Annotated in this window: 23 protein-coding genes; 11 read left to right on the top strand and 12 right to left on the bottom strand. The window is 37.0% G+C overall.

From position 1 onward, the window contains the following. Positions 1–149: 149 nt before the first annotated feature. From pfkA to L2586_RS08345, 4 genes are read right to left on the bottom strand one after another with little or no spacing between them, the layout of a single operon-like run. Positions 150–1130, bottom strand: coding sequence for a 6-phosphofructokinase (pfkA, locus tag L2586_RS08360; RefSeq protein WP_235292418.1), 981 nt, complete (start codon positions 1128–1130; stop codon positions 150–152). Positions 1131–1142: 12 nt separating this feature from the next. Beyond that, entirely contained in the window at positions 1143–1985 is an 843-nt protein-coding gene (locus L2586_RS08355) for a hypothetical protein (protein ID WP_235292417.1), read from the bottom strand. Then, positions 1985–2905, bottom strand: coding sequence for a hypothetical protein (locus tag L2586_RS08350; protein ID WP_235292416.1), 921 nt, complete (start codon positions 2903–2905; stop codon positions 1985–1987). Before L2586_RS08350 ends, L2586_RS08355 begins: the two co-directional genes overlap by 1 nt. Continuing rightward, positions 2902–4044 (bottom strand): serine hydrolase domain-containing protein, encoded by a 1143-nt coding sequence (locus tag L2586_RS08345; RefSeq protein WP_235292415.1) that lies wholly within the window; start codon positions 4042–4044, stop codon positions 2902–2904. Before L2586_RS08345 ends, L2586_RS08350 begins: the two co-directional genes overlap by 4 nt. Positions 4045–4144: 100 nt before the next feature. Between L2586_RS08345 and L2586_RS08340 the strand changes: the two genes are divergently transcribed. Both L2586_RS08340 and L2586_RS08335 read left to right on the top strand, forming a co-directional pair. Further along, a complete protein-coding gene (locus tag L2586_RS08340; RefSeq protein WP_235292414.1) occupies positions 4145–4999 on the top strand; it encodes a ChaN family lipoprotein in 855 nt (284 codons plus the stop codon). Between the two features lie 274 nt (positions 5000–5273). Further along, on the top strand, positions 5274–5768 hold the full coding sequence (locus L2586_RS08335) for a flavodoxin family protein (protein WP_235292413.1): 495 nt from the start codon (positions 5274–5276) through the stop codon (positions 5766–5768). A gap of 25 nt (positions 5769–5793) precedes the next feature. Here L2586_RS08335 and L2586_RS08330 read toward each other — a convergent pair whose 3' ends face one another. Further along, complete coding sequence (locus L2586_RS08330) at positions 5794–7155, bottom strand: M28 family metallopeptidase (RefSeq protein WP_235292412.1); 1362 nt, start codon at positions 7153–7155, stop codon at positions 5794–5796. Between the two features lie 34 nt (positions 7156–7189). Here L2586_RS08330 and L2586_RS08325 point away from each other — a divergent pair, with 34 nt between their 5' ends. The 3 genes from L2586_RS08325 to L2586_RS08315 are packed head-to-tail and all read left to right on the top strand — an operon-like array spanning position 7190 to position 9054. Continuing rightward, positions 7190–7474, top strand: a complete 285-nt coding sequence (locus L2586_RS08325; protein ID WP_235292411.1) for an antibiotic biosynthesis monooxygenase family protein — start codon at positions 7190–7192, stop codon at positions 7472–7474. Continuing rightward, positions 7471–8310: a metallophosphoesterase gene (locus L2586_RS08320; protein WP_235292410.1), complete on the top strand. Its 840-nt coding sequence runs from the start codon at positions 7471–7473 to the stop codon at positions 8308–8310. Before L2586_RS08325 ends, L2586_RS08320 begins: the two co-directional genes overlap by 4 nt. Continuing rightward, positions 8311–9054 carry a hypothetical protein gene (locus L2586_RS08315; protein WP_235292409.1) on the top strand — a complete coding sequence of 248 codons (744 nt, stop codon included), beginning with the start codon at positions 8311–8313 and terminating at the stop codon, positions 9052–9054. A 197-nt stretch (positions 9055–9251) separates the two neighbouring features. On the opposite strand, the gene L2586_RS08310 is transcribed toward L2586_RS08315, so the two are convergent. Further along, the gene (locus tag L2586_RS08310) at positions 9252–9725 is read right to left on the bottom strand and encodes a heavy metal-binding domain-containing protein (RefSeq protein ID WP_235292408.1); all 474 of its coding nucleotides are present in this window, start codon (positions 9723–9725) and stop codon (positions 9252–9254) included. A gap of 132 nt (positions 9726–9857) precedes the next feature. On the opposite strand from L2586_RS08310, the gene L2586_RS08305 reads away from it, so the two are divergent. Beyond that, positions 9858–10934: a pyridoxal phosphate-dependent aminotransferase gene (locus L2586_RS08305; RefSeq protein WP_235292407.1), complete on the top strand. Its 1077-nt coding sequence runs from the start codon at positions 9858–9860 to the stop codon at positions 10932–10934. A 121-nt stretch (positions 10935–11055) separates the two neighbouring features. On the opposite strand, the gene L2586_RS08300 is transcribed toward L2586_RS08305, so the two are convergent. The 5 genes from L2586_RS08300 to miaA all read right to left on the bottom strand — a co-directional run bounded on the left by L2586_RS08300 (position 11056) and on the right by miaA (position 17009). Beyond that, positions 11056–11556, bottom strand: a complete 501-nt coding sequence (locus L2586_RS08300; protein ID WP_235292406.1) for a DinB family protein — start codon at positions 11554–11556, stop codon at positions 11056–11058. A 34-nt stretch (positions 11557–11590) separates the two neighbouring features. Continuing rightward, positions 11591–12919 carry an MFS transporter gene (locus tag L2586_RS08295; RefSeq protein ID WP_235292405.1) on the bottom strand — a complete coding sequence of 443 codons (1329 nt, stop codon included), beginning with the start codon at positions 12917–12919 and terminating at the stop codon, positions 11591–11593. A gap of 349 nt (positions 12920–13268) precedes the next feature. Further along, positions 13269–15641, bottom strand: coding sequence for a choice-of-anchor B family protein (locus L2586_RS08290; protein ID WP_235292404.1), 2373 nt, complete (start codon positions 15639–15641; stop codon positions 13269–13271). Positions 15642–15644: 3 nt separating this feature from the next. After that, on the bottom strand, positions 15645–16070 hold the full coding sequence (locus L2586_RS08285) for a hotdog fold thioesterase (RefSeq protein WP_235292403.1): 426 nt from the start codon (positions 16068–16070) through the stop codon (positions 15645–15647). Positions 16071–16121: 51 nt separating this feature from the next. Continuing rightward, on the bottom strand, positions 16122–17009 hold the full coding sequence (miaA, locus tag L2586_RS08280) for a tRNA (adenosine(37)-N6)-dimethylallyltransferase MiaA (protein WP_235292402.1): 888 nt from the start codon (positions 17007–17009) through the stop codon (positions 16122–16124). 45 nt (positions 17010–17054) lie between these two features. Here miaA and L2586_RS08275 point away from each other — a divergent pair, with 45 nt between their 5' ends. The 5 genes from L2586_RS08275 (at position 17055) to L2586_RS08255 (ending at position 23460) form a co-directional block, all read left to right on the top strand. Continuing rightward, the gene (locus L2586_RS08275) at positions 17055–18296 is read left to right on the top strand and encodes a lysophospholipid acyltransferase family protein (protein WP_235292401.1); all 1242 of its coding nucleotides are present in this window, start codon (positions 17055–17057) and stop codon (positions 18294–18296) included. 13 nt (positions 18297–18309) lie between these two features. After that, on the top strand, positions 18310–19344 hold the full coding sequence (locus L2586_RS08270) for an isoaspartyl peptidase/L-asparaginase family protein (RefSeq protein WP_235292400.1): 1035 nt from the start codon (positions 18310–18312) through the stop codon (positions 19342–19344). After that, positions 19337–19882: a GNAT family N-acetyltransferase gene (locus L2586_RS08265; RefSeq protein ID WP_235292399.1), complete on the top strand. Its 546-nt coding sequence runs from the start codon at positions 19337–19339 to the stop codon at positions 19880–19882. Before L2586_RS08270 ends, L2586_RS08265 begins: the two co-directional genes overlap by 8 nt. A 639-nt stretch (positions 19883–20521) precedes the next feature. Further along, complete coding sequence (locus L2586_RS08260) at positions 20522–21808, top strand: amidohydrolase family protein (RefSeq protein ID WP_235292398.1); 1287 nt, start codon at positions 20522–20524, stop codon at positions 21806–21808. Further along, the gene (locus L2586_RS08255; protein ID WP_235292397.1) at positions 21805–23460 is read left to right on the top strand and encodes a patatin-like phospholipase family protein; all 1656 of its coding nucleotides are present in this window, start codon (positions 21805–21807) and stop codon (positions 23458–23460) included. The genes L2586_RS08260 and L2586_RS08255 overlap by 4 nt, the downstream gene beginning before the upstream one ends. Here L2586_RS08255 and L2586_RS08250 read toward each other — a convergent pair. Beyond that, positions 23449–26085, bottom strand: a complete 2637-nt coding sequence (locus L2586_RS08250; RefSeq protein ID WP_235292396.1) for a DUF5916 domain-containing protein — start codon at positions 26083–26085, stop codon at positions 23449–23451. The genes L2586_RS08255 and L2586_RS08250 overlap by 12 nt on opposite strands. Positions 26086–26132 lie beyond the last annotated feature (47 nt).

Below are 26132 nucleotides of genomic sequence, written 5' to 3'. Positions count from 1 at the left end.
TGAACCTGCATAGTTGGTATTAAATTACGATGTATATCCAATACAAGTTATATTCAAGAGCAGGATTATTAGCGCTAGAATTCGTTAGAAACTATTCAAAGTTCCTTTTTTTTATCAAAAAAACCTTCAAAAAGGTAATAGCTAATCCATTACATCGATAAGATCCGAGCCATTTCTAACATGGAACTTTTAGGTTTTTTTGCTTGAGAAATAGCCTCTTGAAATGGCGTTAGACATAGCTCATCGTTGATAATGCCTAATGCTACATTGCTCTCACCTTTCAGTAAGACCTCTATCGCATGATAACCTAGTCGACTGGCTAATACTCGATCACGACATGATGGTGCACCACCACGTTGCATGTGTCCTAGAATCGTGACTTTTGATTCATATCCATCATACTTTTCGTTCAGTCTATTAGCAATTTCCATTGCATTTCCACTTCTATTTCCCTCGGCTACGATAACCATATTAAACATCTTATCTCGATCATTTGCTTTTTTCAGCACATCTACGAGCTCATCAAGAGGTGTGTCATATTCAGGAAGGAAAATACATCCTGCACCACTTCCTATTCCAGTATGAAGTGCAATATATCCTGAATGTCTTCCCATGACCTCCACGAAAAATAATCTAGAGTGAGAGTCGGCCGTATCTCTGATTTTATCTACAGCTTCGATCGCTGTGTTAATCGCCGTGTCAAATCCGATGGTATAGTCTGTACCATAAATATCATTGTCAATTGTACCCGGAAGTCCTACGATAGGTATATTATATTCTTGGCTGAAGACTTGAGCACCAGTGAAAGTTCCATCACCACCGATAGCGACTAAGGCATCGATTCCAGCTTCTTTAAGATTTTCATAGGCTTGTTTTCTACCTTCAGGAGTCTTGAATCGCATACTACGAGCGGTCTTAAGTATCGTACCACCTCTTTGTATAATATTTCCAACATCTCTTGCGGCAATAGGCTTGATTCTGCCATCTATCATTCCTTCATAACCTCTATAAATACCAAAGGCTTCAAGATTGTGATAAGAAGCGGTTCTAACTACTGCTCGCACAGCAGCATTCATTCCTGGAGCATCACCGCCTGACGTAAAAACTGCAATTTTTTTAATCTTCGTCATGTCAAGTTTAATCTATAATTCAATTAATTTCGAATAAGACAGCGAATCTATGGGATTTTGGATAATCTTTCCTAGTTTATAACCATATTTTGAGCATAAATCTTCTATTTCTTGCTTAAAGTGCCATGAAATAGATCCAGAAAAATGATGTTCTAGGTTTTCAGCCCCTCTAAAATAGGTAAGTTGCTGCTGGAAAAATAAATCTAAATTCGAAAACGAAACGTGTCTTCTATATGTCGGTGTGCTATCGATGAGAAAACTGCAATAACTTGCAATATAACCATTAGGCTTTTCTGAATCATGGTAGACTCGCTGGATTAATTCGTCTCTTGTTAGTTGATATTTATTCGAAAAAAGCTCTTCATCCTCTAAACTCATTTTATGATAAAAGTAGTCCTGTAAGATGGTCTTTCCCATTCGGAATCCACTGCCTTCGTCACCAAGAATAAATCCTAGGTTATTTATTTTTTGTTCTATCTTATTATCTGAGAAAATACAACAATTAGACCCCGTTCCCAAAATTGAGATAACACATCTTTCCTTGTTGGAAAGGGCTAAGCCTGCAGTGACCAGGTCAGATCCGATGATGATTTGTTGAACATTGGAAAAGGTATCGGTAAGTTTTTGTTTTAAGAGGGATTCTTTGGCCTTATTCCCTGTTCCAGCGCCGAAGAAGAAAATTTTACTTACAGTGGATTTGTATTTTTCAGGGACGTCGTAATTTAACTGATCAATATTACTTGTCGATAAATTAAATCCCTTAAATTTAAAGAATTCAAACTCTTCTGCTGCATTTAAAAACTTCCAATTAGAATTTGTAGCACCACTATCAATAATCAAAATGATATCCTTCATCACTCTATAAAATCTATAAAATTAAAGCGAAAAGTACAATTTTCTTTTCGTTTTCCAACGATTTTCCAATAACCGTCATATTTTATTTCGACAGGAATATATAAATCATCATGCTTTTCTAGCGCGACCATCATCAAAATATCGAAGCGATAAATGCCAGCATTATATTGTAGCTTGTATTTTCTAGATAGAACCTGAAAGTTCTCTTTCGCCATCTTTACCTCTAGGTATTTTACGACTGATCCGTCTGGGTTTTCTTGATTGTAGAATGGATTAATGGTTGCTGTAAACACATAGGATTCTCCATTAGATTTAAGAGAAAAATCATAGTGTTCGATCATTTCTTCTGAGAAAATAGCTGTTTTACTGCCGATTAACGGAATATTGGCTTCCTTTCCTGGCGTATAAATCAATTTCTTTAATTCATCTATTCTACGCTCTAATATTTTCTTAGCGCGGCTAACCTTTGCTACTTGTGCTCTCTTCTCGCACGGAATGCTAGATTGGTAAAAAACTCGATCATAGAGATCTGACGTGTAATAATTATAATTACCAAAGCGATTGTAATAGTCACCACTTGCTGATTCTTCCAGCACTTCCATCCATTGACAGAGACCGTTATAGCTTTGTTTGTTTTGGCTTTGATAACTTGCTTTAATTGCACCTTTATTATTATGAAAGCGAATATCATTCGAATAGGTGTATGATATCTGTCTAAGGTTATTAAATGATTGCTCTAGGGAATTGTCTTGTTGGATAATTTTAATAAATTCCTCAACGCTAAAACCACCGCGTTCAGCTGTTATCATAATGCTGTCTAATTTAACATAGGCGCTGAAGTCAATGTATGAACTATCCGTTTGGGCATGAAGTGGAAGTAGTGTAAACCAAAAAATGACTATTTTCCAGGGACGTTTCAATTTTTGTTTTTAAGGAGGTAATCGTATGCTAACTGTTGCAAATCAGGTCTGAAATTCATGCTGTACAATTTTCGATTGCTTCGGTAGGGATAAACTCTATTACTGAGGAATATAACAATTAGGTCGTACTCTGGATCCATCCATATAAAAGTTCCAGTGAACCCACTATGACCAAATGAAGATGGACTTGCAGATTCTGCCACATAGGAGCTACCGGCCTTATATGTTAACATGGGTTTGTCGAAAACAAGACCTCGTCTATTATCATTTTCTGGAAACTGAACAGAAGTATACTGTGCTACAATCTGATGGTCAAATATTTTATCATCCTTTGCTAGTAAAGCTTCACCAATTGTTCCTAACGATCTAGCATTAGAGAATAAGCCAGCATTGGTAGAAACACCGTTAAGCATAGATGCGTTCTCATCATGAACATAACCGTGTACTAATTTATGTCGAAAGAAGGTGTCTATTTCTGTTGGTACAATTTCTTCAAGAGGAAAATATTTAGAAGGCTGAAAAGTGATACGATCTAAATCTAAAGGTTCATATACTTCCTTTTTTAGAAACTGGTCTAAAGGCATTCCCGAAGTTCTTTCGACGAAGTCTGGAATGAGCAGAAATCCTAATCCTGAATAAAGGTATTTTGCTTCGGAGTTCAATGGTGATTTTTTGATTAATTTTTCAATCTTTCGAGCATACCTTCTGTGCAGAAATATTTCATCATCTATTTGAATGTTGTTGTATTTGTTTTGGGTATAAGAAAAGGTTCTCCATTTGTATCGACCGTTCTTTCGTTTTGCCGTTTGCCAGAAAACAATGTAGGGTTTCAACTTGGCTTGATGTGCAAGAATGCTCTGCCATGTGAAGTCTGCTTTATCTGTGTTCTTAAAAGAAGGGTGGGTTTCTTTAAGAAGCATATTAGGATTAAATTTTCCTTTTTCTTGCAATTTCATCAATGCAAGACCTCCACCCATTACTTTTGTAACAGAAGCTAAATCATAAAGATGGGTTGTATCCACAGGTGTAATGTGATCATAGGTGTGATATCCATAAGCTTTATGAATTAATGTTTTATTTTTGTGTATAATGAGGACTTGAGCTCCAGGAAATGCCATAGAATCAATAGCATTTGTCACAATCGAATCAATCTGGCTTTGAAATTGCTTTAATGATTCCTGAGCGTTTAAATTGAACGATAAAAAAAGAAATAAACTTAAAAATCTAATATTTGTAACCATGGTTAAAGTTAAAAATGTCTACTTAATAATTCTCTTAGTTTTCGTATCCATTGCGATTTCTACTGCACAATCTGCGGAATCACATCAAATATTCACTGAATCTCTAAAAAAATCCAATTTCAAAAAATTGCTCAAGAAAGCAAAAAATGCGGACGTTATTTTCTTTGGAGAAATGCATAATGATCCGATTAGCCATTGGTTACAATTAAAACTCATTAAAGAGCTGGATAAAGACAATAATTTAATTGTTGGTTTAGAGATGTTCGAAAGAGATAATCAAGAGGCACTAAATAATTACTTAGATGGAAGCATCGATGCTAAGAAATTAGAAGAAGATGCTAGGTTGTGGAATAATTATAAAACAGATTATGCGCCGATTGTAGACTATGCTAAAGAGAATGATATCAAAGTCATCGCTAGTAATATTCCGCGAACATATGCGTCGATGGTTTATAAGCAAGGATTTGAATCGATAGAATCCTTAGTGGCAGAAGAGAAAGCTTATATCGCTCCTTTACCGATTCCATATGATGCGAGTTTGCCAGGTTATGTGAAGATGCTGAATATGATGGAAGGCCATGCTGGAGAAAACTTTCCTAAGTCTCAGGCTGTGAAAGATGCGACTATGGCTTATAGTATAAATGAAAATTATGAAACCAATAAGAAATTTGTTCATTTGAATGGAAAATATCATTCTGATAATTTCGAAGGTATTATCTGGTATCTAAATGAGTATAATCCAGCTTTAAAAGTATTAACGATTTCTACTGATATGACGGATACACCAAAATCAGAATTGGCAAAAGCTGACTTTATAATTTTAGTAGACAAAGATATGACAAAGACATATTAATACATTATAAACATAATGAATTGTTAATGACGGTCCAAAATAGCCATATAAAAGAAAAATTTATGTTGATTTACGCAACACTGAGTAATACACCATGAAGTAACACCGAAGTGTTATTATCTGCTCATAAAGAGTATGATGAGAAAAGAAACTCACTTAAAACGAACTATTTAAGTGGGTTTTTTTTTGCCCATACGTTTCTTATCCTCGTTTATGTTAAACAATCTTTTCACGATTTAGTTTAAGAATAACATTTTATCTCTAAAGATCAAGCATGTTAATCATTCAAGGCAGCCATCGAAAAAATGGTAATACAAATCTCGCAAGCACTTATTTAAATGATCAAATTAAAGGGGAAGTCGTTCATCTTAATGATTTTGAAATTGCCCACTTTAATTATGAAGGTCCGACTGATGATGACTTTTTACAAATTATAGAGAAAATTATTGCGCATAAAGAAGTTACCTTGGTTACACCGATTTTTTGGTATACGATGAGCGGCAAGATGAAAGTCTTTCTCGATAGAATTTCAGATTTATTAAAGTGGAATAAAGAAACTGGTAGAAAGCTTAGAGGCCTTAAACTTAATGCAATTAGCGTTTCGATAGAGGATGATGCTCCATTGCATTTTCCTTATCCATTCGAGATGACTGCAGACTATCTCGGAATGAAATTTGGTCAATACATTCATTGCTATGGTGATGAGCTATCTTTGTCTGACGAATCTTATCAACGAATTTCTGAATTTACTACCATTGCTATGAAATAGTAAATGCTTGCTAAAACGGAATCTATTATCTTCTCGGAATCAAAGTACTAGGGTAGGTCACTACACTCTCATTGCCATCAGCTGAAACTGCAGCCACTCCGAATAAATAATTATCTATAACAATTCCTTTCAGCGTGAATTCACTGACATTTCCCACGTATCTTGAATATTGCCATTGAGGAGAAGTCGTATCTCTCCAATAGATTTTATATCCTTTCACGTGCTTGTCGTTACTCTTGTCCCATTTCAACCGAGTCGACGGTTGGACAGCGCCACCTATCATCAATCCTTCAGGAGGCTTAGGAGCCCATGCAATACCTGCAAGTGTAATAGCATTAACAGCGGTTAACTTAGATGCATAATCAAAATCAACACCATCGATGACATCTCCATAAGCGATACCATCTTCAACTCTAATATCCTGATGCTGCATATTATAGTTTTCGTGTGTTTCCATAATTCGTACTCCAGGAAATCCAGCATCATTGAAAGGTTTGTGATGCCCACCTCGGCCAAATCTATCTAATCTGTAAATCATGATTGCTCTTAAGTTCGTCATATACTGACTCGTCATTTTTTCTACGTATCGAGCGAGTTGACGGCTTGGCCCATCTACTTCTCCGCCATAGAATCTTTTCCATATTCTTTTTTGCTCATTTTCATCAGGTGGAGCTGCTTGAGAAAAAACTCTAAAAGTACTGTTGTCAATGACACCATCTATTCCGTGAATATTCCCAATCATATCATTGTTCAAAATTCCAATGATATCCCAGCCTTTATCTTTGGCTTCTTTGGCCATGATCTGACCGCCGAAGAGACCTTGCTCTTCTCCAGAAAGGCCAACGAATATGATAGAGGTAGCAAAATCGTATTTCGAGAGTATTCTAGACGCTTCTAGGACTCCTGCGATTCCACTTGCGTTATCATTTGCGCCAGGAGAATCATCAGTAGCATTAAGAGGATTAGATACTCGGCTATCGATGTCACCGGACATGATGATGTATCGATCTGGATAGACGGTTCCTCTTTTAATGGCCATAACATTAACAATATGAACACCTTCAGGAATTCTTCTGGATTCACCTGGTTTAACGTCCCCGCTTTGGTATTTCACTTCTAGACAACCACCGCAATCAGATGAAATATTTTCAAATTCTGCTTTGATCCATCTTCTTGCTGCACCTATTCCCCTCGTTGTAGAAACGGTATCTGATAATGTATGTCTAGTTCCGAAACTGACCAGTTTCTCGATGTCTGATTGAATGCGATCTGCAGAACTATTTTCAATGATTTCATACATTCGATCATCTTGCTGAACTTGAGCAATTCCAAGATTAACACAAAAAAGGAAGATGATAAAATAAAATAATCGGGTTGCAGTTGTCATATCTGTTGTATTTTAGCCCAATATAAACTTATTTATGGTTTTAGAAGTAGCAATTTTAGAGGTAAAAAAAGGAATGGTGTCGAAGTTTGAGGCAGATTTTAGAAGAGCAGAACCTCTGATTTCGAGCATAGAAGGTTATTTGAATCATCGCCTTAAGAAATGTCTAGAGAATGATCACAAGTTTATATTACTAGTAGAATGGGAAAGTTTAGAAGCGCATACGGAAGGTTTTAGGAAGTCAGATCAGTATTTAACATGGAAGAAATTATTACATCATTACTATGATCCATTTCCTGTGGTAGAACACTATGTCTCATGAATAGGAGAAAGTTTATATACAACAGCGCTGGTATTTTAGCGATTCCGCTATTAACGGGAGTGTATAGCTGGCAGATGGAGCCGTTTTGGTTAGAGTTTGTCCATAAAAAGATGGATATTAAAAATTTGCCAAGTAAGTTACAAGGAAAGACCTTAATGCAAATTTCAGACATGCATGTAGGAGATCGATTTCCAAGAGAATACTTGATGAAATCTCTTGAAAAAGCTAAGGTCCATGAACCTGATATAGTAGTCTACACGGGAGATTACATCACTTATGATTCAGATGAACAATTTAATCAACTAGAAGAAGTTGTGAAACATACTTTAAAAGGTAAAATGGGCACTTTTGGCATTTTCGGCAACCATGATTATGGAGAAAACTGGAGTAATGCAGAAGTTGCGCATACGATAAATGGAATTTTAGAAAGAGCTGGCATTCAGGTACTCAGAAATGAATACGTCGAAGTTGAGGAATTGGGAATCATTGGCATTGATGACTTCTGGGGAACGAATTATAACCCAACTGAAGTGCTGAGAAAGGTGAAGAATGAAAATGGTAAGATTATTCTCTGCCACAATCCAGATGTCGCTGATGAAGCAATCTGGGAAAACATCAATGGATGGATTCTCAGTGGGCATACACATGGCGGACAAGTCGATCCACCATTCTTAGAACCACCGATGCTGCCTGTTAAAAATAAGAACTACAGCGCTGGTGAAATTGAATTGAATCCGAATTTGTCAATGTATATTAATCGAGCCTTAGGTCACTTGTGGCAGGTCCGATTTAATGTCAGACCAGAGATTACTATATTTACATTAAATAAAAAATAAATGAAAACAGCAGCAATTTGCCTTATCTTATGTTTAACCATTTTTTCTTGCGAAGAAAAGCAAGTGACAATAACGAACCCGCCTGCAAGTGGATTCAATTTAGAAGGAAGTGATGCTAAAGCAATTGAGATTGCAGATGCTGTTATGCTTGCCTCTGGAGGCCGGGCTGCTTGGGATAGTACAGAATATCTTCAATGGAGATTTTTTGGGAATCGGTTACATACTTGGAATAAAAAGTCAGGTGATCTGATTATCGAAAGTGAAAAAGATAGTTTATTGATCAATATGAATCTAGAATCAATGACTGGAAGTGTCAAGGTGAAAGGAGAAGTAGTAGATGATGTTGCTGCTCAGAAGGATTTTCTTAAACGAGGAAAAGAGTTTTGGATTAATGATTCTTACTGGATTTTCCTTCCTTACAAATTGAAGGATTCTGGTGTTACATTGAAATATATAGGCAAAGGAGAAACGACATCTGGTGAGGAAGCTGAAAAGGTCCAGCTGACTTTTGAAGGAGTAGGAGTAACACCAGAGAATAAATATGTAGTGTACGTTGATCCAAACACTAATCTTGTTAGCCAATGGGATTTCTATACGAATTTCGAAGATGAAGAGCCGAGATTTTCTACACCTTGGACAGATTATAAAACATATGAAGGATTAAAACTTTCTTCTAGTCGAGGAGACGGAAGAGGAATGCAAGATATCGCAGTAGGTCAAGAGCTGGCTTCAAAATTTAAGTAAGTTTCACTTAGCCTAATACATTTAAGATATGCGGTAGAAATACTAATGTTTTCTTAGGAAGAAGTCTGAATAGATAGAAGATCGAATAATAGCTAATATTCGAATCTTTTAGAAAGGCACAAAGTAAATAGGATTACTGTATGCTTTTACGAGAGTAAAAGTTGGTTGGAATTTTCATTCCAACCTTCCATTTCTTTTTAATTATGGTATGCCTGATTATGTGCTAGTGGATTTCCACAAACTGCACAATTTGCTTGAGCTGCCGCACCTCCAGCACAACCATTAGAACAAGTATAATGGTAAACTCCAGCAGCATTTGTAGCAGCTGCAGGAACTGGATTAGGTGTAATTGCTCCAGGAGTTGCTGCACCTGGCGTTGCAGGTGTATTGTGAAAAGCTTGATTGTGAACTAAAGCTTGACCACAATCTGGACATGCTCCTTGTGCATCACCACCTTTAGTCGGGTGTGTACTACAGTAATAATGTAACACACTTGGACTTGCTACTGAGGCAGCTGCTGCTTGAGCTGCTTTCTGTGCTTGTAGTGCTGCTGATTCTGCATTGACTGCATCATGTTGTGATTGTGTCATTACAGGAGCTGGTCTCTCAGGACTGTCTGCACAATTAGCAAATAAAAAAATGGTAAGTGATAAAAGGAAAATAAGTCTCATGCTCTATTTTTTATAATACGTATTATATAAGAATGTAATGTAAAGGTATAATTATTTTCTGTCAAAGTTATTTTCTTCTTCACTAAAATTATATAATATTGCAGACGCAATAATTGCATATACAAATATACTATGGTAAAAATCCTTCCGCATATTCAGAATTTGACACCTTATAAACCAGGAAAATCAAGTGATCCTTCAGATTTTATTAGGTATAAAGCCATTCTAAGTTCTAATGAAAATAATTATGGTCCATCACCATTAGCGATGGAAGCCATCCGAAAAAATTTAAGTTCTATCAACCTTTATCCTGATCCTCTGGGAGAAAGTTTAGTCACCGAGCTAGCTAAAATGCATCATCGGAATGAAGAAGAGATCATTTTATCTAATGGTTTAGACGGATTGCTGTATTCCATGTTTAAGGCCTTTACTCTAGCTGGAGATCACGTGGTAACGAATGATAACTCGTTTGTAGCTTTTAACAAGTTTAGCTTAATGAATGACTTAGCATTAGAAATTGTTAGCAATATCGATTATGCTTTTGACTTAGAACAAGTGGTTGCTTCAGTTAAGGAAAATACGAAAATGGTTTATTTATGCAATCCGAATAATCCAACAGGCATGGCGATAGGTGCTAAAGAATTAAAGCGTACCATTAGTCGAATTTCGTCTAATGTTTTAGTCATTATTGATGAGGCATATTTCGCATATGCACAAGCTATAGATGCTGATTTTCCAGATTCTTCTTTGCTAAATCTACCCAATGTACTAACACTTAGAACATTTTCTAAACTTTACGGTCTGGCTGGGGTAAGAATAGGTTATGCTATCGGTTCTTCGCATGTTATTAATGTATTAAAAAAGGTAAAGCTTGTTTTTAATCCAAATCTGCTTGCCCAAGTTGCTGCCACTGCAGCTTTAGGAGATGAGGAGCATGTAGCTAAAACACTGACTAATAATACAAAGTGGATACATATTTTGCAAGACCAATTTGCTCAGAAAAATATTAGAACATTGCCATCTTATGCTAATTTTATATGTGCAATTTTTTCTGACGCTACTGCTGCGAGCAAATTCTTTGAATTTATGGATAGTAAAGACATCTTATTAAGGAAATTAGATGGTTTCGGAATGCCTGAAGGTGTCCGAGTTTCAATAGGAAACGATGAAGAAATGAAATACTTCTCTGAAACTTTACAGCAGTTCTAGCGTTTTTGACGACAGTAGATATGGGTGCACATTAAGTACTCGTTAGACTTTTATCTATGTCAATTTTTGAGTCTAAGAAATATTGCAATTCTTGGTAATAAGTTAACCACAATTGATTAGATTATATCTTGGCTTTTGCCCTTGCTTGTTCTCGAACCCATTCTATGTAATCAGTTTGCGTAATTTCTGTTACACCGAGTTGCCTTAAGCACATGACTACTTGGCCACGATGATAGCTACCATGATTAAAAACCGTTTGAGCAATTTCCCTTGCTGGAATGGAGAATTGCTCTCCTTTGTGCTCAAAGTTCACTTTCCTTTCCAGATCTGTAGTTTCAACATATTTCCTAAACTGCTCAGAAGTGGCTTGCCAAGAAGTAAATAATTCTTTGCTATTTCCCTTGAACTGATCAGATTTCAAAACGCCCCAATCATTTGTTTGTAAGCGCGAAAGCCACCCAGCCTCAGCATTCCAGATGTGCAAGAGAATAGAACGTATAGATGGAAAGCTGCCAACCACTTCCTGTGTTAATTTGCTTTCATCCAGTTTAGATAAATCATTGATTAACCTGTTGTTAGCCCATATGTTATATGTGGCATAGTCTATATATCGCTGATTCATGATTTATTAGTTTTTTAAGTAGTATTCACTATCGTTATTCAGTCTCTTCATTGTCATGTACAAATAAACAAAGAATTCCAGCAATGAGAAAACTCACTCCTCCGATCAGCATTGCATTAATGGATTCATTTCCTAGAAATGTCTTTAAAATAAAGCCTAGAATTCCAGCTGCAACAATCTGGGGGATAACAATGAAAAAATTAAAGACGCCCATGTAGTAGCCCATTTTTTCTGCAGGTAACGTGCTCGAAAGAATGGCGTACGGCATTGATAATATACTTGCCCATGCGATCCCTACACCGACCATCGAAATCAAAAGCATGGTAGGATCGGTCACAAAATAGATAGAAAACAAACCAAACCCACCGCAAAATAATGCTATTAGGTGTGTCATTCTTCGACTGGTTTTCTTTGCTAGAATTGGCAATAAAAATGCTACAAGCGCTGCAATCCCATTATAGATGGCAAAGCAAATCCCAACCCAGTCTGCTCCTTCATTATATAAAGCTGAAGTAGAGTCACTCGTTCCATAGACATGGCTAGTTACGGCTGAAGTTGTATAAATCCACATGGCAAATAGTGCAAACCATGAAAAGAATTGAACAAAAGCAAGCTGAAGCATTGTTTTTGGCATCTTGAATATTCCTTTGAAGGATTCTATGAGTCCTCCAAAAATGGTGACTTCTGCATTTTCTGCTTTTAGTTTTTCTAAGTCTTCTGGTGGATATTCCTTGGTTTTGATAACTGTCCAAAGTACAGCAAGAAAGTATGCAATTCCTCCTACGTAAAAAGACCATCTAACGGAATCGGGAATTAAGCCATCTCCAGCAACATTACTGACATTAAACCAATTCGTGAAAATCCAGGGTAGGGCAGATGCGATGACAGCACCTATACCAATAAAAAAGCTCTGCATAGCGAAGCCACTGGTTCTCTGCTCGTTAGGGAGCATATCTCCTACGAATGCTCGAAAGGGTTCCATGCTTACATTGATAGATGCATCCATTAACCAGAGCATAATTACTGCCATCCATAACGCCGTTGAATTCGGCATTAGAAACAAAGCAATGGTGGCTAAGATAGCACCAACTAAAAAGAAAGGCCTACGACGCCCCCATTTCTCTGACCATGTTCTATCGCTATAATAACCGATTATCGGTTGAACCAATAAACCCGTTACTGGAGCAGCTAGCCAAAGGATCGGCAATTCATCTTTCGATGCCCCGAGGGTTTCGAAAATTCTACTCACATTGGCATTCTGTAATGCAAATCCAAACTGGATTCCAAGAAAGCCGAAACTCATATTCCATATTTGCCAGAAACTTAACTTAGGCTTGACTGAACTTATTGATATTGTACTCATGACACTAAGTTATTATTTTTTCTATATTCCTCCCTTATCTTTTAAGAAAAGCGTGAAATTTATGAAAGAATAATTTGGAGAAGGAACTTAGAGGTTATTTTAAATTGGGTGTTTTCAGATATCAGCAGGTTTTTTTATATGAAATAAGGATCTGGAATTTATAACCTATCAACAAGAAAAGTAGCCATCATTATTGCCATCATTTTACTTCATCGCGAACCATTCATAGCGTAGACTATGAGCATCCTAATGTAAGACGAAAGTGCTAAGCTTACGGAATCTTCCTTTAAGTTAATGTTGAAAACATTGACCTAAAAAACATGTAGAAAAAAATCCATGGCAAATCTCTTTATTGTTGCGTTACCACAAATCGCTTGTTCTCCACTTCTCCTTCACTCGACTTAATCTGGATGAAATATACACCATCTATTCTAGGAGCAGGAATTGTTTTATGAGCGCCTGAAAATTGACCTTCATCTAATTTTGTTCCCGCACTATTATAGATTGTATAATTAACCAATCCGTCGAATTCATCATTCTTAATATTGATTTCTTTCAGCACGGGATTAGGAAATAAAGTCCAATTTGACTGAAATGAGATCTCATTCTCGACGGATGATACACCTGCTAGCTCTACCAGAAAAGCATCTAATCCAGCTTCTACCAAGTGACCATTTTCAGCATCATCGGATGCTTCGAAACTAATTTGAACTTGATCATTCAATGCAATAAAGTCCGCTAGTTTAAATATCATTAGTGGTCCCCAGCCATTTGTGTTTTCCGAAATATTAACCAAGAGCACTTTCTCACTTCCATTACTTGCAAAAACCTTTAGAGTGTCATTTGCTGGAATTCCTGAACCGCCATCGTTAAAGAACCAAGGATTAAACTGAAGGGTAGCATTAGGTGAATTACTTAGATCCATCATAGGACTGAGTAAAATCGAATTTCCATCGTCTACATCGAAAGCACCAGCGCCACCTGCTCCATTTCCAGTTACATAGCAGAACTCTCCTAGATCTCCATCTACGTCAGCGCTTGGATTCGAATTCACTCCATTATAGATCGTTCCGATAGGTATAGCTCGGACCCATTCGCTTCTGGTATTCGGCGCTTCTTTCGTCCAGTCATAATCAAAAATGAAATCATCTTGATATCCTGGTTCTAGTTCAATGGTATAGCTACCATCTGCACTAAAATTGACATCCATAACCTCATATTTGTATCCCCATTTTCCAGCAATGATCTTAAAGTCTCCAGAAACATAGTCACTTATTACAAAGCCTTCTGCATCCGTCCGTTTTTCAATTTCCAAACCTCTTTTTTGCAGTACTACATGAACATCACTAATAGGTTCGCCGGTAATTGCATCCACCGTCTTGATGGTCTGATTAAAAATCGGTCTTTTAGTTAATTGGGCATTTAATTCTTTTATTTCTCCTTTAATAAAGGTCGTTTCACTTATATATGGCTCATATTCTGGATGATAGAAGTCAATTTCGGAGTTGCCTTCTACTAAATCACCAATGGCATATTCCCCTATAGGATTCGTATTGTCATCGAAAGGTTGTTCGGTCAATGCCTGCACGATTGCGTTAAAAATAGGATTTCCAGTTTCGGCATCGGTTACTTTCCCTGTCAGATAAGCTGCTCTTTCATAAGCTGCTTTTAAAACAAATAGTCCATTATCTATATCTGAAGCAATGATTAATCCCGAAGGCAGATATGGATATACGCCCCAGCAATTGGGATTTGTGCCTGTATTAAAATGTCCTACCTCTATAAGTTTATCTGGTTTTCTGACGTCGTTAATGACCACCCCGTAGTCATACCAAGAAGTAATGAGAAAGTCATTAAAAAAGTGAGTGTTATGTGGTACGATCCCTAAGCCAACTATAGAGGCTGGTTCGAAAACATCTACTCTGGCTGGATTTTCTAAGTCAGAAATATCATAGGCATCGATCGTTCCATTGGCAACTTCATCGGTTGTGTATACGTATTGGTTATCATCACTACTCCATGCATTATGCGTAAAGAAATGAGTGGTTGGCGTCTTTCCTAGTGCTATCGGATTCATGATGTCCATGATATCAAAAATGGACAGTTGACCTGCAAAAACTTCAGAAGAGAAAACTAAATTATCCCTAACGAAAACATCGTGAGAATAAACCGTGCTTATGGTATTAATCAACTTTGGGTCTAACGGATCAGTAGTAATGTCGAATGCGGTAACTCCTGAAACGGGAGTATTATTTCCGTTACAGCCAGCAAGAAACATGACTTGAAGCGAGGTATCAATATATAGATTATGACATCGCTCTATAGAAGTCCCATTCACAACAGGATTTACTTGGGTAAAGGTAATATCATCAGGGGCATTAGTCATATTAATGATGATTACACCATCATTGCTTCCTGGTTGATCTGCGACCACATAAGCATAATTACCAAGAACCTTTATATCTCTCCAGACTGTAGACGCTCCAGGTACTCTTTTAACAAGAAGTGGATTCGAAGGATCTGCTAGACTGTATATTTCTGTGGCATTCCTAGTTCCGATGATAGCATATTCTGTACCATCTTCTGCTACATATCCCCAGATATCATTAAGTTTTTCTGCATTCGGGACATGTGCTATCTGCTCAATGTTCAAATTACCTTGACCAATAATGGCATTGAATCCAATGACAAGAAAGGTAATTACACTAAAAAATGCTTTCATATTTTATCTTTTGTTTATAATCATGGTAGTTAAACGCGAAACACAAGTTAATGTTCCTTCTTCATTTCTTATTTCTATATTCCACACGTGCATCGATTTTCCGACTCGAATCGGAGTAACGCGCCCGATCACTTTTCCGCCAGTCACGCTTTTTAGATGGTTTGCATTGATTTCTATCCCTACAGGAACAAGATTAGAATCTGCTTTTAGACAAAGACCAGAGGCTATAGAGCCTAATGTTTCTGCTAGCGCTACAGATGCTCCTCCATGTAGAATACCATATGGCTGGATGGTTCGATGGTCAACGGGCATCTCTGCCTCTAGGTAGTCATCACCGAAACCTGTAAATACAATGGCAAGATGGTTGACTAGACTATCAACTCTCACTTTATTAATCTCTTCCAAATTGAATTCCTGCTTCCAAATCATATATACTTATTTACTGGATAATATTAACGTTCGGTTTTTATGTCAATGTGTCTAAGGATTAAAGATAAGTGTTTTTAGGTCAATTTTGTCTTCTGGGTGTAACCAGATAGCGTCTGGAATCTTGCGAAACCACGTTAGTTGACGCTTAGCATATCTTCTTGAATTTCGCTTAATGAGTTCAATGGCTTCATCTCTTTCAATTTTTCCGTCGAAGTAGTCGAAAAACTCTTGGTATCCAACCGTTTGCAAGGAATTATAAGAACGAAAAGGAAATAATTCTTTGGCTTCAGCTTCTAGTCCTTGTTCGATCATCTGATCTACTCGCAGATTAATTCTTTCGTAAAGTTCTTCTCGATTTCTATTAAGAATAACATAAGTTGGTGTAAAGTTTCTGGCTCTACTTCTCTTGCCTAAAAAATGGCTGAATGGTTTTCCTGAACTTTCAAAAACAGATAGAGCTCTTACGAGTCTTTGTTTATTTTCGATATCTACTTTCTGAAAGTAGGTGGGGTCTTTTAAGGAAAGTTCAGCCTGTAATTTTTCTAATGGGTACTGATTAATCTTTTCGAAAATGACACTTGGTACGTCTGGGAATTCATCGAATCCTTCACATAAAGCCTTGATATACAATCCTGAGCCTCCGGTAAGAATAACGGTATCTGATTTTTCAAATAGCTTATCCAACAATGCTAGTCCGTCACGTTCGAAGTCACCAGCTGAGTAATCTTCACTAATGGATAGGGTATTAATAAAGTGATGAGGTGCGAGCTGGAGTTCATTAACAGAAGGTTTAGCAGTGCCAATATTCATCTCTTTGTAAAATTGCCTACTGTCGCAGGAAACAATTTCCAGCTGATATTCTGTCGCTAATTGTATGGTTAGCGCAGTTTTTCCTACTGCTGTCGGACCGGTAATTACTAAAAGATGTTTTTCCTTCAATGCATTATGCTTATCATTGCACAATAATAAGTTAATTTCGCCTTAATGCTCTATTTTATTTTAAGACCGCTGACCCGATTTGCATTAAAAGCTTATTTCCGAAGGATAACCATTAATGGGCTCGAAAACCTTCCCTTGGATTCACCGGTTTTACTTTGCAGCAATCATCCTACTGGTTTTATAGAACCATGTTTGCTAGCATGTTTCCTACCCAGAACACTACATTTTCTCGTTCGTGGGGATTTATTTGAAAAGCCAGTACTAAGCAAAATTCTTATTTCTACTAATCAGATTCCTATCTATCGTTTTCGTGATGGATATGGGAAATTAAGGAATAATAGGAAGGTGATGAATATTAGCTATGAAAAATTAGCGGAAGGTAAGGCCATTTTGATTTTTCCTGAGGCGAGTACAACAGAAGTGAAACACTTAAGACCAGTTAAGAAAGGAGCTGCTCGAATGGCGCTGGAAACTTTAGAGTTGCAATCGGACAAAAATCTAACGATTGTTCCGATAGGGATTAATTATTCAGGTCCGAATAGATGGAGATCTTATGTCAATATTAATATTGGAGATCCGATCCATCCTGAAGTGGTTGAGGATCAGAAAGAAATGCCGAGGGCGATTAAGGATTTAACGGTTACTATAGAAAAGAAACTAAGCGATTTGCTGCTAGTTCTGAATGATAATGTTGCACAAGAATCATTGAATACTGTGTTAGATTTAGGTCAATGGGATATTCCTGTGAAGACGGGACTTCGTGTAAAACATAATGAGCCTGAGAAGTTTATTCAAGAAAGAGACCTGAGCTTAAAGTTAAATGAAGATGTTGATTTCGATGGGGTGGAAGAAGCCCGGCCAGATTTACACAAATTTGATCCCAAGCCAGTAAGTTTTGGGGAACTGCTTTTCGGTGCACTTATCTTTATTCCTGTTTGTCTGTTTTTATTGCTTAATGCATTACCTGTTATTATAGGTATCAAGATTAGGAATAAATATGTGAGGGAAAATGAATTTATCGCCTCCATAGCTATTGCAGCTTCGTTAGGAGCTTACATGATTTTATTCACGCTAATCTTTATCATATTGCTATTTGTCGTAGGATGGTGGGCATTTTTGATGTTTTTGCTTCCTTATCTAGGACTTATAGGATTAAAAGGACGAGATTATCTTAAGAATATTCAGTATAGATTAAAATTAAAAAGTAAATTAGGACAATCGAAAATGTCTAAAATTTACGATAATGGTATACGAATTGTTCAAAAAATCCAACAAAACTCACTTTAAAAAATTGATGATTATGCGAAAGTTTCTAGTCTTACTATTGGTACTTCCGTTTTTAACTTTTTCTTGTGAGCAGCAAGAAACGAATGTAGTAGCTGCAGATAAAAAAGAGCGACCTGAATATGCCATGGTAATTCATGGAGGAGCAGGAACGATATTGAAAGCGAATATGTCTGAAGAGAAAGATGCGGAATATCGAAAGGCATTATCAGATGCACTTGAAATCGGAGAAAACATATTAAAAAATGGTGGATCAAGTATTGACGCAGTCCAGAAAACCATTAATTTTATGGAGAATTCACCGCTGTTCAATGCTGGGAAAGGTGCGGTGTTTACCAATGCAGGAATTAATGAAATGGATGCTAGTATCATGTACGGAAAGGATCAGAACGCTGGGGCAATAGGAGGAGTTACCAATATTAAGAATCCGATAAATGCTGCAAGAGCGGTGATGGAAAAGTCGGAGCATGTGATGCTTTCTGGAAAAGGCGCAGAGGAATTTGCGAAGGTGCAAGGTCTAGAAATAGTAGATCCATCTTATTTTAGAACGGAAAATAGGTTGAAAGCGCTAGAAAGAGCGAAAGCCAAAGAGATGGAACTTGGGCTTGAAATTCAAGACCTAAATGGTGATTATAAATACGGGACGGTTGGTGCTGTTGCTTTAGATAAAGATGGAAATCTATGTGCTGGTACATCGACTGGAGGAATGACGAATAAAAGGTATAATAGAATCGGGGATGCACCTATCATCGGTGCTGGAACATTTGCAGATAATGCGAGTTGTGGAGTTTCTTCTACAGGCCATGGTGAATTTTTCATCCGGTATACGGTGGCGAGAGATATCGCAGCAATGATGGAATACAAAGGTGTAAGTCTAGAGGAAGCAGGTAATTATATAATTAATGAAAAGCTAGTGGAGAAAGGCGGCAGTGGAGGAGTGGTAGCGTTAGATAAAGATGGAAATATATCGATGCCTTTTAATTCAGAAGGAATGTATAGAGGCTATGTGAAGCCAAATGAGAATGTAGTGAAAATATATAAAAATGAGTGATTTGTTGTCAGCTAACTTTGAAATTTCTGATGAGTTGTCGCTAACAGAAATTCGGTTTTCGGATAAAGATTCAATTGTGAAGCACATTAATGATCCAGAGATTTATAAGAATACGCTTCATATTCCATATCCATATTTTGAGAAGGATGCAGAGGAGTTTATATCGATCTGTAGAAGATTTGAAGAGCTTTTTAGTCATGTAGACCAGTTTGCACTTAGGTTAAATGGGGAAATGATTGGTGCCATTGGATTTTTGTATTCTAGTGGTGAATCATCACACAAAGCAGAAATTGGTTATTGGATTAGTCCGTTTCATCGTCGGAAAGGGATTATCACTAAAGCTATTAATAAGATCCTTGAGATAGGGTTTGGGGAGAAGGGACTTTTTAGAATTGAGGCCAATGTTTTTTCGGATAATATTGCGTCTAAGAAAGTGTTAGAGAAGGTTGGGTTTGAAAATGAAGGTCTGAGAAAATCAGCATTTATTAAGGGCGATAAGCTAGTAGATGCTTATCATTTTGCGATACTGAAGTCTTGATTTTTTTTCTTGAGTTGATATGATTTAAGACAACATTACAATGCCGGTGCGCTGCACCTTTGCTTTACTGTCTGTGGATGTGTTACCAACAAATTCGGTCCTCTGGACCTGTTGGGTTGTGAAAAGTGGTATTGGTTAGTAGCTGCTGGCTATTTGCGATACATAAGTCTTAGAAAAGTTTTTCTTGAGTTGATATGATTTAAGACAAAATTACAATTCCGGTGCGCTGCACCTTTTCTTTCCTGTCTGTGGATGTGTTACCAACAAATTCGGTCCTCTGGACCTGTTGGGCTGTGAAAATTGGGATTGTTTAGCGGCTGCTTATTATTTGCGATACATAGATTCAATATAGGATTTCAGGTAAGAAACGCCTATAAGGGCGAAACCACTGTAGCCCATTAAGGGCGCCACTCATAAAGCGCCTTTAGGTGCGACACCTAGGAAGGCCAATGCAGAATGGCATTAAATAAATAATTGACCTATCTTATGGTTGGCAAATTTTAAGATATTCTGAAGATAAGTCACGTTTGCTGCATAATTGCGAGCATTCCATTTACTGCTATATCATCATTTTTCATTTTTTATTGTCACTAGAAGTTAATATTTTGAGATTACAGCTATTAATATAAAAAACGAAGCATGCTTAGAAAACCCGATCAGACCATATCGAGACAAGAATTTCTAAACACGTCAAGAAGAATTCCTTCTCTAATTAGAGATAGGATAGGGGAACCACTAAGATCACACGTATACGATGATACCAACTTGCTCAAGAAAGACCACGCATTTTTTGATGTCCATGCGCATTCCTTTTCCATAGATCACATTCCTTCCGGTTTCATTAAGCTGTTAAACTGGGTGAGCAACCAAGATAAGGTGAACTTGCTTGCATTGCTCAATAAGAACTTTAGCAAATATTTAAATTTACATGACCCGAATAAAGTCATAGACAACCTAATCAATGCTTATGATAAGTCATTCGCTGATGATAACATTCAACCTAAACTCTTCATTGTTAACCTTGCCATGGATATGGAAAGAGGGATTTCCGGTGCTCCTGTTTTTAATTATAAAACACAACTAGAGCAGTTGCTTCAAATGCTGAAAGGAAGTTCACCCTTTATGCCTACAGGTCGGCAATTCTCTTACGAGAAGACAATTCTTCCATTTCTAGCCATTGACCCAAATAATCCGGATGCTTATGAATATTTCCTATCCGCTTTTATTAAAAATTATAACACAACAGGAATACAAGAATTAGATGACAAAGCACCATTTCTAGGAGTTAAACTTTATCCCTCATTAGGATACTCGCCTCTTGATCCAATTCTCTTAGATATTTATAAGGTTTGTGAAGAAAAAAGTATTCCAATAACCACTCATTGTGGAGGGCTCCGCACTAGAACAAGTCATAAAAAAATAGAAATTGGCAAGCGAAAAATTCTAAACGGTCAAGTTGTCGATTCTAAACACGAAGTAGAAGTTTATTCTAAAGATAGAGCGAAAGCTATTTTTCTGGACCCGTTACACTGGGAAAAAGTAGCGATTCAGTTTCCTAAACTAAAATTGAATCTTGCCCACTTTGGTGATAATGAAGAATGGAAAAAATTTCATAAGAATCCGAAAGACCCGAAAACGTTCGTTTTTAAGACCATGAAAATGATAGAAAAGCATGAAAATGTTTACGGGGATATTTCATACTGCTATTACGATGAAGCGAACAGAATCAAGATTGCAGCCATGATGCAAATGCCAAAGTATCAACATCGGATTCTTTATGGTTCTGATTTCTACTTGACTGAGGTTGAGAAATTTAGAACCAAGGACTTATTCAATAAATTTAAAGAAAATTTCAAGCTGATTCCAGAAAAGTACCAGCTCATGACAAGTACAAATCCATATAACTTCATATTCGGCGAACCATGAAAAAACTCCCTAAGAAACCATTCGAATCTATAGCATTGTGTATGTCAGGTGGCGGGTACAGAGCAGCTTCATTTCACTTAGGTGCGATGTCTTACCTTAATCGCGTAGACTTGTTAGAAAATGTGAAAGCAATTTCTACCGTTTCTGGAGGTACCATAACGGGCGTTGTTTATGCCCTATTCAAGGAAAGAGGAGAAACATTTGATCAGATCTATGATCGACTTATTTACCAGTTACGGAATAGGGATTTAATAAAAGAAGGAATTGCGAAGTTGAAATTAGATGGTGAATGGCAGAATAAGACAAAGCGAAGAAATCTAATCAATGCGTTTTCAGAAATTTATGATGAGCATTTCACCGAAGGAGCTACATTCTCAGAATTTACAGAGGATGGTAAGTCTCATCTGAAGTTAGTTGTGTTTAATGCAACGGAGTTTAATCATGGAATTAATTTTAGATTTCAGAATCGAGGAGCACTAGGCAACAATTATGTTAAAGTTCCTAAAGCTATTCAAGGAGAAATAAAACTAGCAGATATTATTGCTGCTTCATCTTGTTTCCCAGGTGGCTTTGAACCCATTGGATTTCCAGGCGATTTTCTTCATGCTGCATCTAATGGATTAGAAGAACTTAAGTCTGAGAAGTATTTAGAGGATGTGGGACTTATGGATGGAGGAATTTATGATAACCAAGGCATAGATGCCATTCAATTAAGCGAAGTTCGGAATAGTGAAAAGCATGACCTAATCATTATTTCGGATGTGTCTTCACCCGATATGAGTGGCTTTGAATTTTATAAGGATGGAAAAATGGAAGGCCTTCGTACGAAGAATGTGAAAAGTGTGATACAATCCATTCGCCGTATTACGACAGGTGTTTTACTAACTCTTTCGGTCCTCATCATTGGTGCTATAATCATTGCTTGGATGGCTGGCTTCCAAAATAATATAGGAACTGGAATCGGTATAGCTTTACTTTCCGTAGGCATCGTATTGTTAGCAGGATTTTTAATAGGGCGAGCGTTTGTGAAGGGATTAGGGAGAAAAATTGGGAATTTTATAAAGAAGCAAGTGCCTGAATTCTACTATCAACATCTGTCTGCTCTGAATTTAACCGATTATAAAGTGGGTGATTATGAGCCGTTAATTATGGATAGAATCAAGTCCTTATTGATGTTGTTACAGGATGTTTTTCTCAAGCAAATTCGTCGATTGAATTATGGCAAGATCTACAATAGTGTAGATTATGAACATCGTAGAATTTCGAACCTTTCTAAGGAACTGACGGAAGATAACTTTAACAATAGAACGAAAAGGTTTCAGTCTTTGCCGAATTGCCCTGAACATATGAAAAAACCTTATCCTGATTTGCTAGGTAAAGAACTCGCATCAACCATAAGTGAAGCAGCAGGATTTGGGACCAATCTATGGTTCACAGAAGATGATGAGCTGAATAGGATGTTAGATAAATTAATTATCTCTGGACAGTTTAATATGTGCTTTAATTTAATTGTATATATTCTTGAATTACAGCAAGATGAAGACTACAAAGAGTATTCTCCATTGATCAAAGCAGAAGTTGAAACACTTCTTCAAAATTTGCTCAATGACTGGGATTTATTCGTTGCGAATCCAAGATTTCTAATTAATTAGTCGGTAAGTTAATTTGATTAAAAAGTTGTTTGTGATTTTCTTTGAGAACAAATCTTCTCTGAATGAGTGAAGCAATTTTTTGCTCGGATCTCCGTTATTAGTGGCCCCTTGAGACCAAACTAAGAATAATTCAGAACCAGGAATGTATTCCCATCTTAACACAGCATTAGATCTGAACTGCATAAAATTGAAATCTGGATTTTCAAATTGATAATCAATTTGATCATCAAGATTTTCATCCACATGGTATAGGTCATTATTAGAAAATGTGATTTGACTTGTACTATATGCAGCAAATCGATCGTCGAAATTTCTAGCAAGCGGATGATTAATATACTTGAAGTCACTATATTCTCCTTTGGAAATAAAGGGCTGCCCCCAATATTCTAGTGTCAGATTCGGAGTAAAATTATAACTAAGTCTGACGGACAATGACACTGTTCTCTGAATTACACTTCCAGTTATATATCGATCTTGATTATTAAAGGTATTAAAGCTGACGTTTTGCAAAGCATTGAAATTATAAGAATACTCGGGTCCTGCTGAAATGGAAAATGCATCACTCGCTTGCAAGGAGAAGGAAAGTTCATAGCTATATCTGTTGGAGGATCCTTTGTCCCATGTAAATGGTGTAAACTTGCTCCAAAAAAGATTAGTCCGCAATTTTTTTCTTGAATCAGTCCCAATGTATCCCCAGTTATTAAAACCACTACTATTTCGAAGTGAAGGCCCTCCGAATAAAGCTTTGTTCGATATTTCTTTGAAAGTTACAGTCATGCCTGTTCCAGCTTCCCAGAAATTTGTAAAGCCACCATGGATATTTGTATTCACAGCTTGTAAGTTGTTGACTCCACCAAATGAATATCCCAAATAATGGTTGTAGTTAACTCTTGCACTCCTGAAGATTCCAAATGGTTTAGGAAAACGATAGCCCGCCCATAAGTAGTGATTAATAATATCTGCAGAATTTAAAAAGCCAATGTCATTTAATTCAAGCCCTGGTGATCGCCAAGTCAATCCAAATTGATAAGAAATATTATCCTTACCACCATAATTTGCCAGCGCAAGGTCTCCGCCATGCCCCGCCAAATTTGTTTTGTCATCCACAACATTCAGATGATCAGCATCGGGTCTTTGGAAATAGTGTCTGAAATCTTCTTGTGTTTCTTTGATTTTTAAAGCGGTTCCAGCTACATTACTAGCAATCAACTTACCCACAAATTGCCATTTTCTATCTTGCCATGAATGAAAAACATTAAGCCCGCCAGAACTAGTGGTTTTGTGATATTGATCTTCGAGTCCAGTGTCCTCTAAAAATCTAGTTACTTGTGTGAAAGTGCCACCGACTTGAGAAGCACCTCCTTGTAAATCTTTAGAAAGTCTACCTACGAAATAGTTCGTAAGAGGCTCAACTGTACCCTTATGTTCTTTTTCACCTATGTTATATGTTGCAAATTCTTGCGCAGTCATTCCTTCTAAGATACCAAGAGACCATCCTTCTTTAGTTTTTCCACTTACTTTCGCTGCGCCTAGAATATTTGTAAATTCAGGCCTTTTTATATTATGAGCATGACCAGGAATATGGTGTGATCCTCTAGGGTTACTTCCGATTCTCCTTGAGTAGAACAAGTTGTCGTTATTATACGGTCCACCGGCTTCTGCATTAGTACCATCAAAAGAAAACAAATTATTGTTTTCAATAAAAAATGGGCGGCGTTCTTGAAAGAAAACTTCAAATCCATCGATGTTTAATACGGACGGGTCTGCATCTACCTGTCCGAAATCAGGGTTTAAAGTATAATCTAACGTGATGTTAGATGTTAATCCAATTTTGCCATCTAATCCTCCAGTCAGCTTAAACTTACTATTTTTTCCAGAGGACTTTCCAGTGACAATATAGGGTTGGGTTTCTACTTGTCGTTTTGGTTTCAGGTTTTTAAGACCTCTTAAAATAGCAAAATTACTGATGTAGCCAGATGCATTCTGTGGAATAAACTGAAAAGAACTGAACTCATCCACTCTAAAATCCCTCCGTTGGATATTAAATCCCCATTCTTGTTCACGTGCTTGTGAATATCTTAACTGAGAAAGTGGTATCTTGATTTCAGCGTTCCATCCATTTTCTGTGATCCGAGTTGCTGCATACCAGATTGGATTCCAACTTTCATCCCAGTTACTTCCATTACCTGTAATGAATTCATCCCCTTTTACACCAGAAGCAGAGATGGTAAATGAAAATCCGGTTGCATTATCTCTGTAGCTGTCGAAATTAATTTCTACCCAATCACCAGGAAAATTGTCTCTTCTACTTAATCTCTTCTCAATTTTATCTGGTTCGTTATCATAACATTCATATCCAACATAAATGAAATTCTGATCATACACGATCTTAAATTTAGTATCTCGAGTTGCTTTATCACCATTGTTAGGTTGTCTTACTCGAAATCCTGTACCCCAATCTACGCTATCCCAAATCTTTTCATCCAAGAAAGCATCAAGTTTAATCACTTGGTTATCAGGTATTGAGTTTGTATTGTAGATTCTTTTAGGAACAATGGAATCTGAGGATTGTGCTAAAGTAATCTGTATGCTCGAAAAGCAAATGCAGTAGAGGAGAATTTTCATTGGGTTTTCTTGTCTTTTATTTAAAGACTTGGGTATTTGAAAAAAGT

Origin of the sequence: Portibacter lacus (genome assembly GCF_021533215.1) — a bacterium.
Taxonomy (GTDB): Bacteria; Bacteroidota; Bacteroidia; order Chitinophagales; family Saprospiraceae; genus Portibacter; species Portibacter lacus.
Note: the sequence above shows the minus strand (reverse complement) of the source record. Positions and strands in the feature narration are given on the sequence as shown.

Coding starts and splice junctions, on each gene's coding strand:
- L2586_RS08315 (WP_235292409.1), top strand. CDS start 8,311: ATGAAAACAGCAGCAATTTGCCTTATCTTATGTTTAACCATTTTTTCT.
- L2586_RS08320 (WP_235292410.1), top strand. CDS start 7,471: ATGAATAGGAGAAAGTTTATATACAACAGCGCTGGTATTTTAGCGATT.
- L2586_RS08340 (WP_235292414.1), top strand. CDS start 4,145: ATGGTTAAAGTTAAAAATGTCTACTTAATAATTCTCTTAGTTTTCGTA.
- L2586_RS08255 (WP_235292397.1), top strand. CDS start 21,805: ATGAAAAAACTCCCTAAGAAACCATTCGAATCTATAGCATTGTGTATG.
- L2586_RS08285 (WP_235292403.1), bottom strand. CDS start 16,070: ATGATTTGGAAGCAGGAATTCAATTTGGAAGAGATTAATAAAGTGAGA.
- L2586_RS08330 (WP_235292412.1), bottom strand. CDS start 7,155: ATGACAACTGCAACCCGATTATTTTATTTTATCATCTTCCTTTTTTGT.
- L2586_RS08310 (WP_235292408.1), bottom strand. CDS start 9,725: ATGAGACTTATTTTCCTTTTATCACTTACCATTTTTTTATTTGCTAAT.
- L2586_RS08295 (WP_235292405.1), bottom strand. CDS start 12,919: ATGAGTACAATATCAATAAGTTCAGTCAAGCCTAAGTTAAGTTTCTGG.
- L2586_RS08250 (WP_235292396.1), bottom strand. CDS start 26,085: ATGAAAATTCTCCTCTACTGCATTTGCTTTTCGAGCATACAGATTACT.
- L2586_RS08275 (WP_235292401.1), top strand. CDS start 17,055: ATGCTCTATTTTATTTTAAGACCGCTGACCCGATTTGCATTAAAAGCT.
- L2586_RS08325 (WP_235292411.1), top strand. CDS start 7,190: ATGGTTTTAGAAGTAGCAATTTTAGAGGTAAAAAAAGGAATGGTGTCG.
- L2586_RS08265 (WP_235292399.1), top strand. CDS start 19,337: ATGAGTGATTTGTTGTCAGCTAACTTTGAAATTTCTGATGAGTTGTCG.
- L2586_RS08335 (WP_235292413.1), top strand. CDS start 5,274: ATGTTAATCATTCAAGGCAGCCATCGAAAAAATGGTAATACAAATCTC.
- L2586_RS08270 (WP_235292400.1), top strand. CDS start 18,310: ATGCGAAAGTTTCTAGTCTTACTATTGGTACTTCCGTTTTTAACTTTT.
- L2586_RS08260 (WP_235292398.1), top strand. CDS start 20,522: ATGCTTAGAAAACCCGATCAGACCATATCGAGACAAGAATTTCTAAAC.
- L2586_RS08355 (WP_235292417.1), bottom strand. CDS start 1,985: ATGAAGGATATCATTTTGATTATTGATAGTGGTGCTACAAATTCTAAT.
- L2586_RS08305 (WP_235292407.1), top strand. CDS start 9,858: ATGGTAAAAATCCTTCCGCATATTCAGAATTTGACACCTTATAAACCA.
- L2586_RS08300 (WP_235292406.1), bottom strand. CDS start 11,556: ATGAATCAGCGATATATAGACTATGCCACATATAACATATGGGCTAAC.
- L2586_RS08290 (WP_235292404.1), bottom strand. CDS start 15,641: ATGAAAGCATTTTTTAGTGTAATTACCTTTCTTGTCATTGGATTCAAT.
- pfkA (WP_235292418.1), bottom strand. CDS start 1,130: ATGACGAAGATTAAAAAAATTGCAGTTTTTACGTCAGGCGGTGATGCT.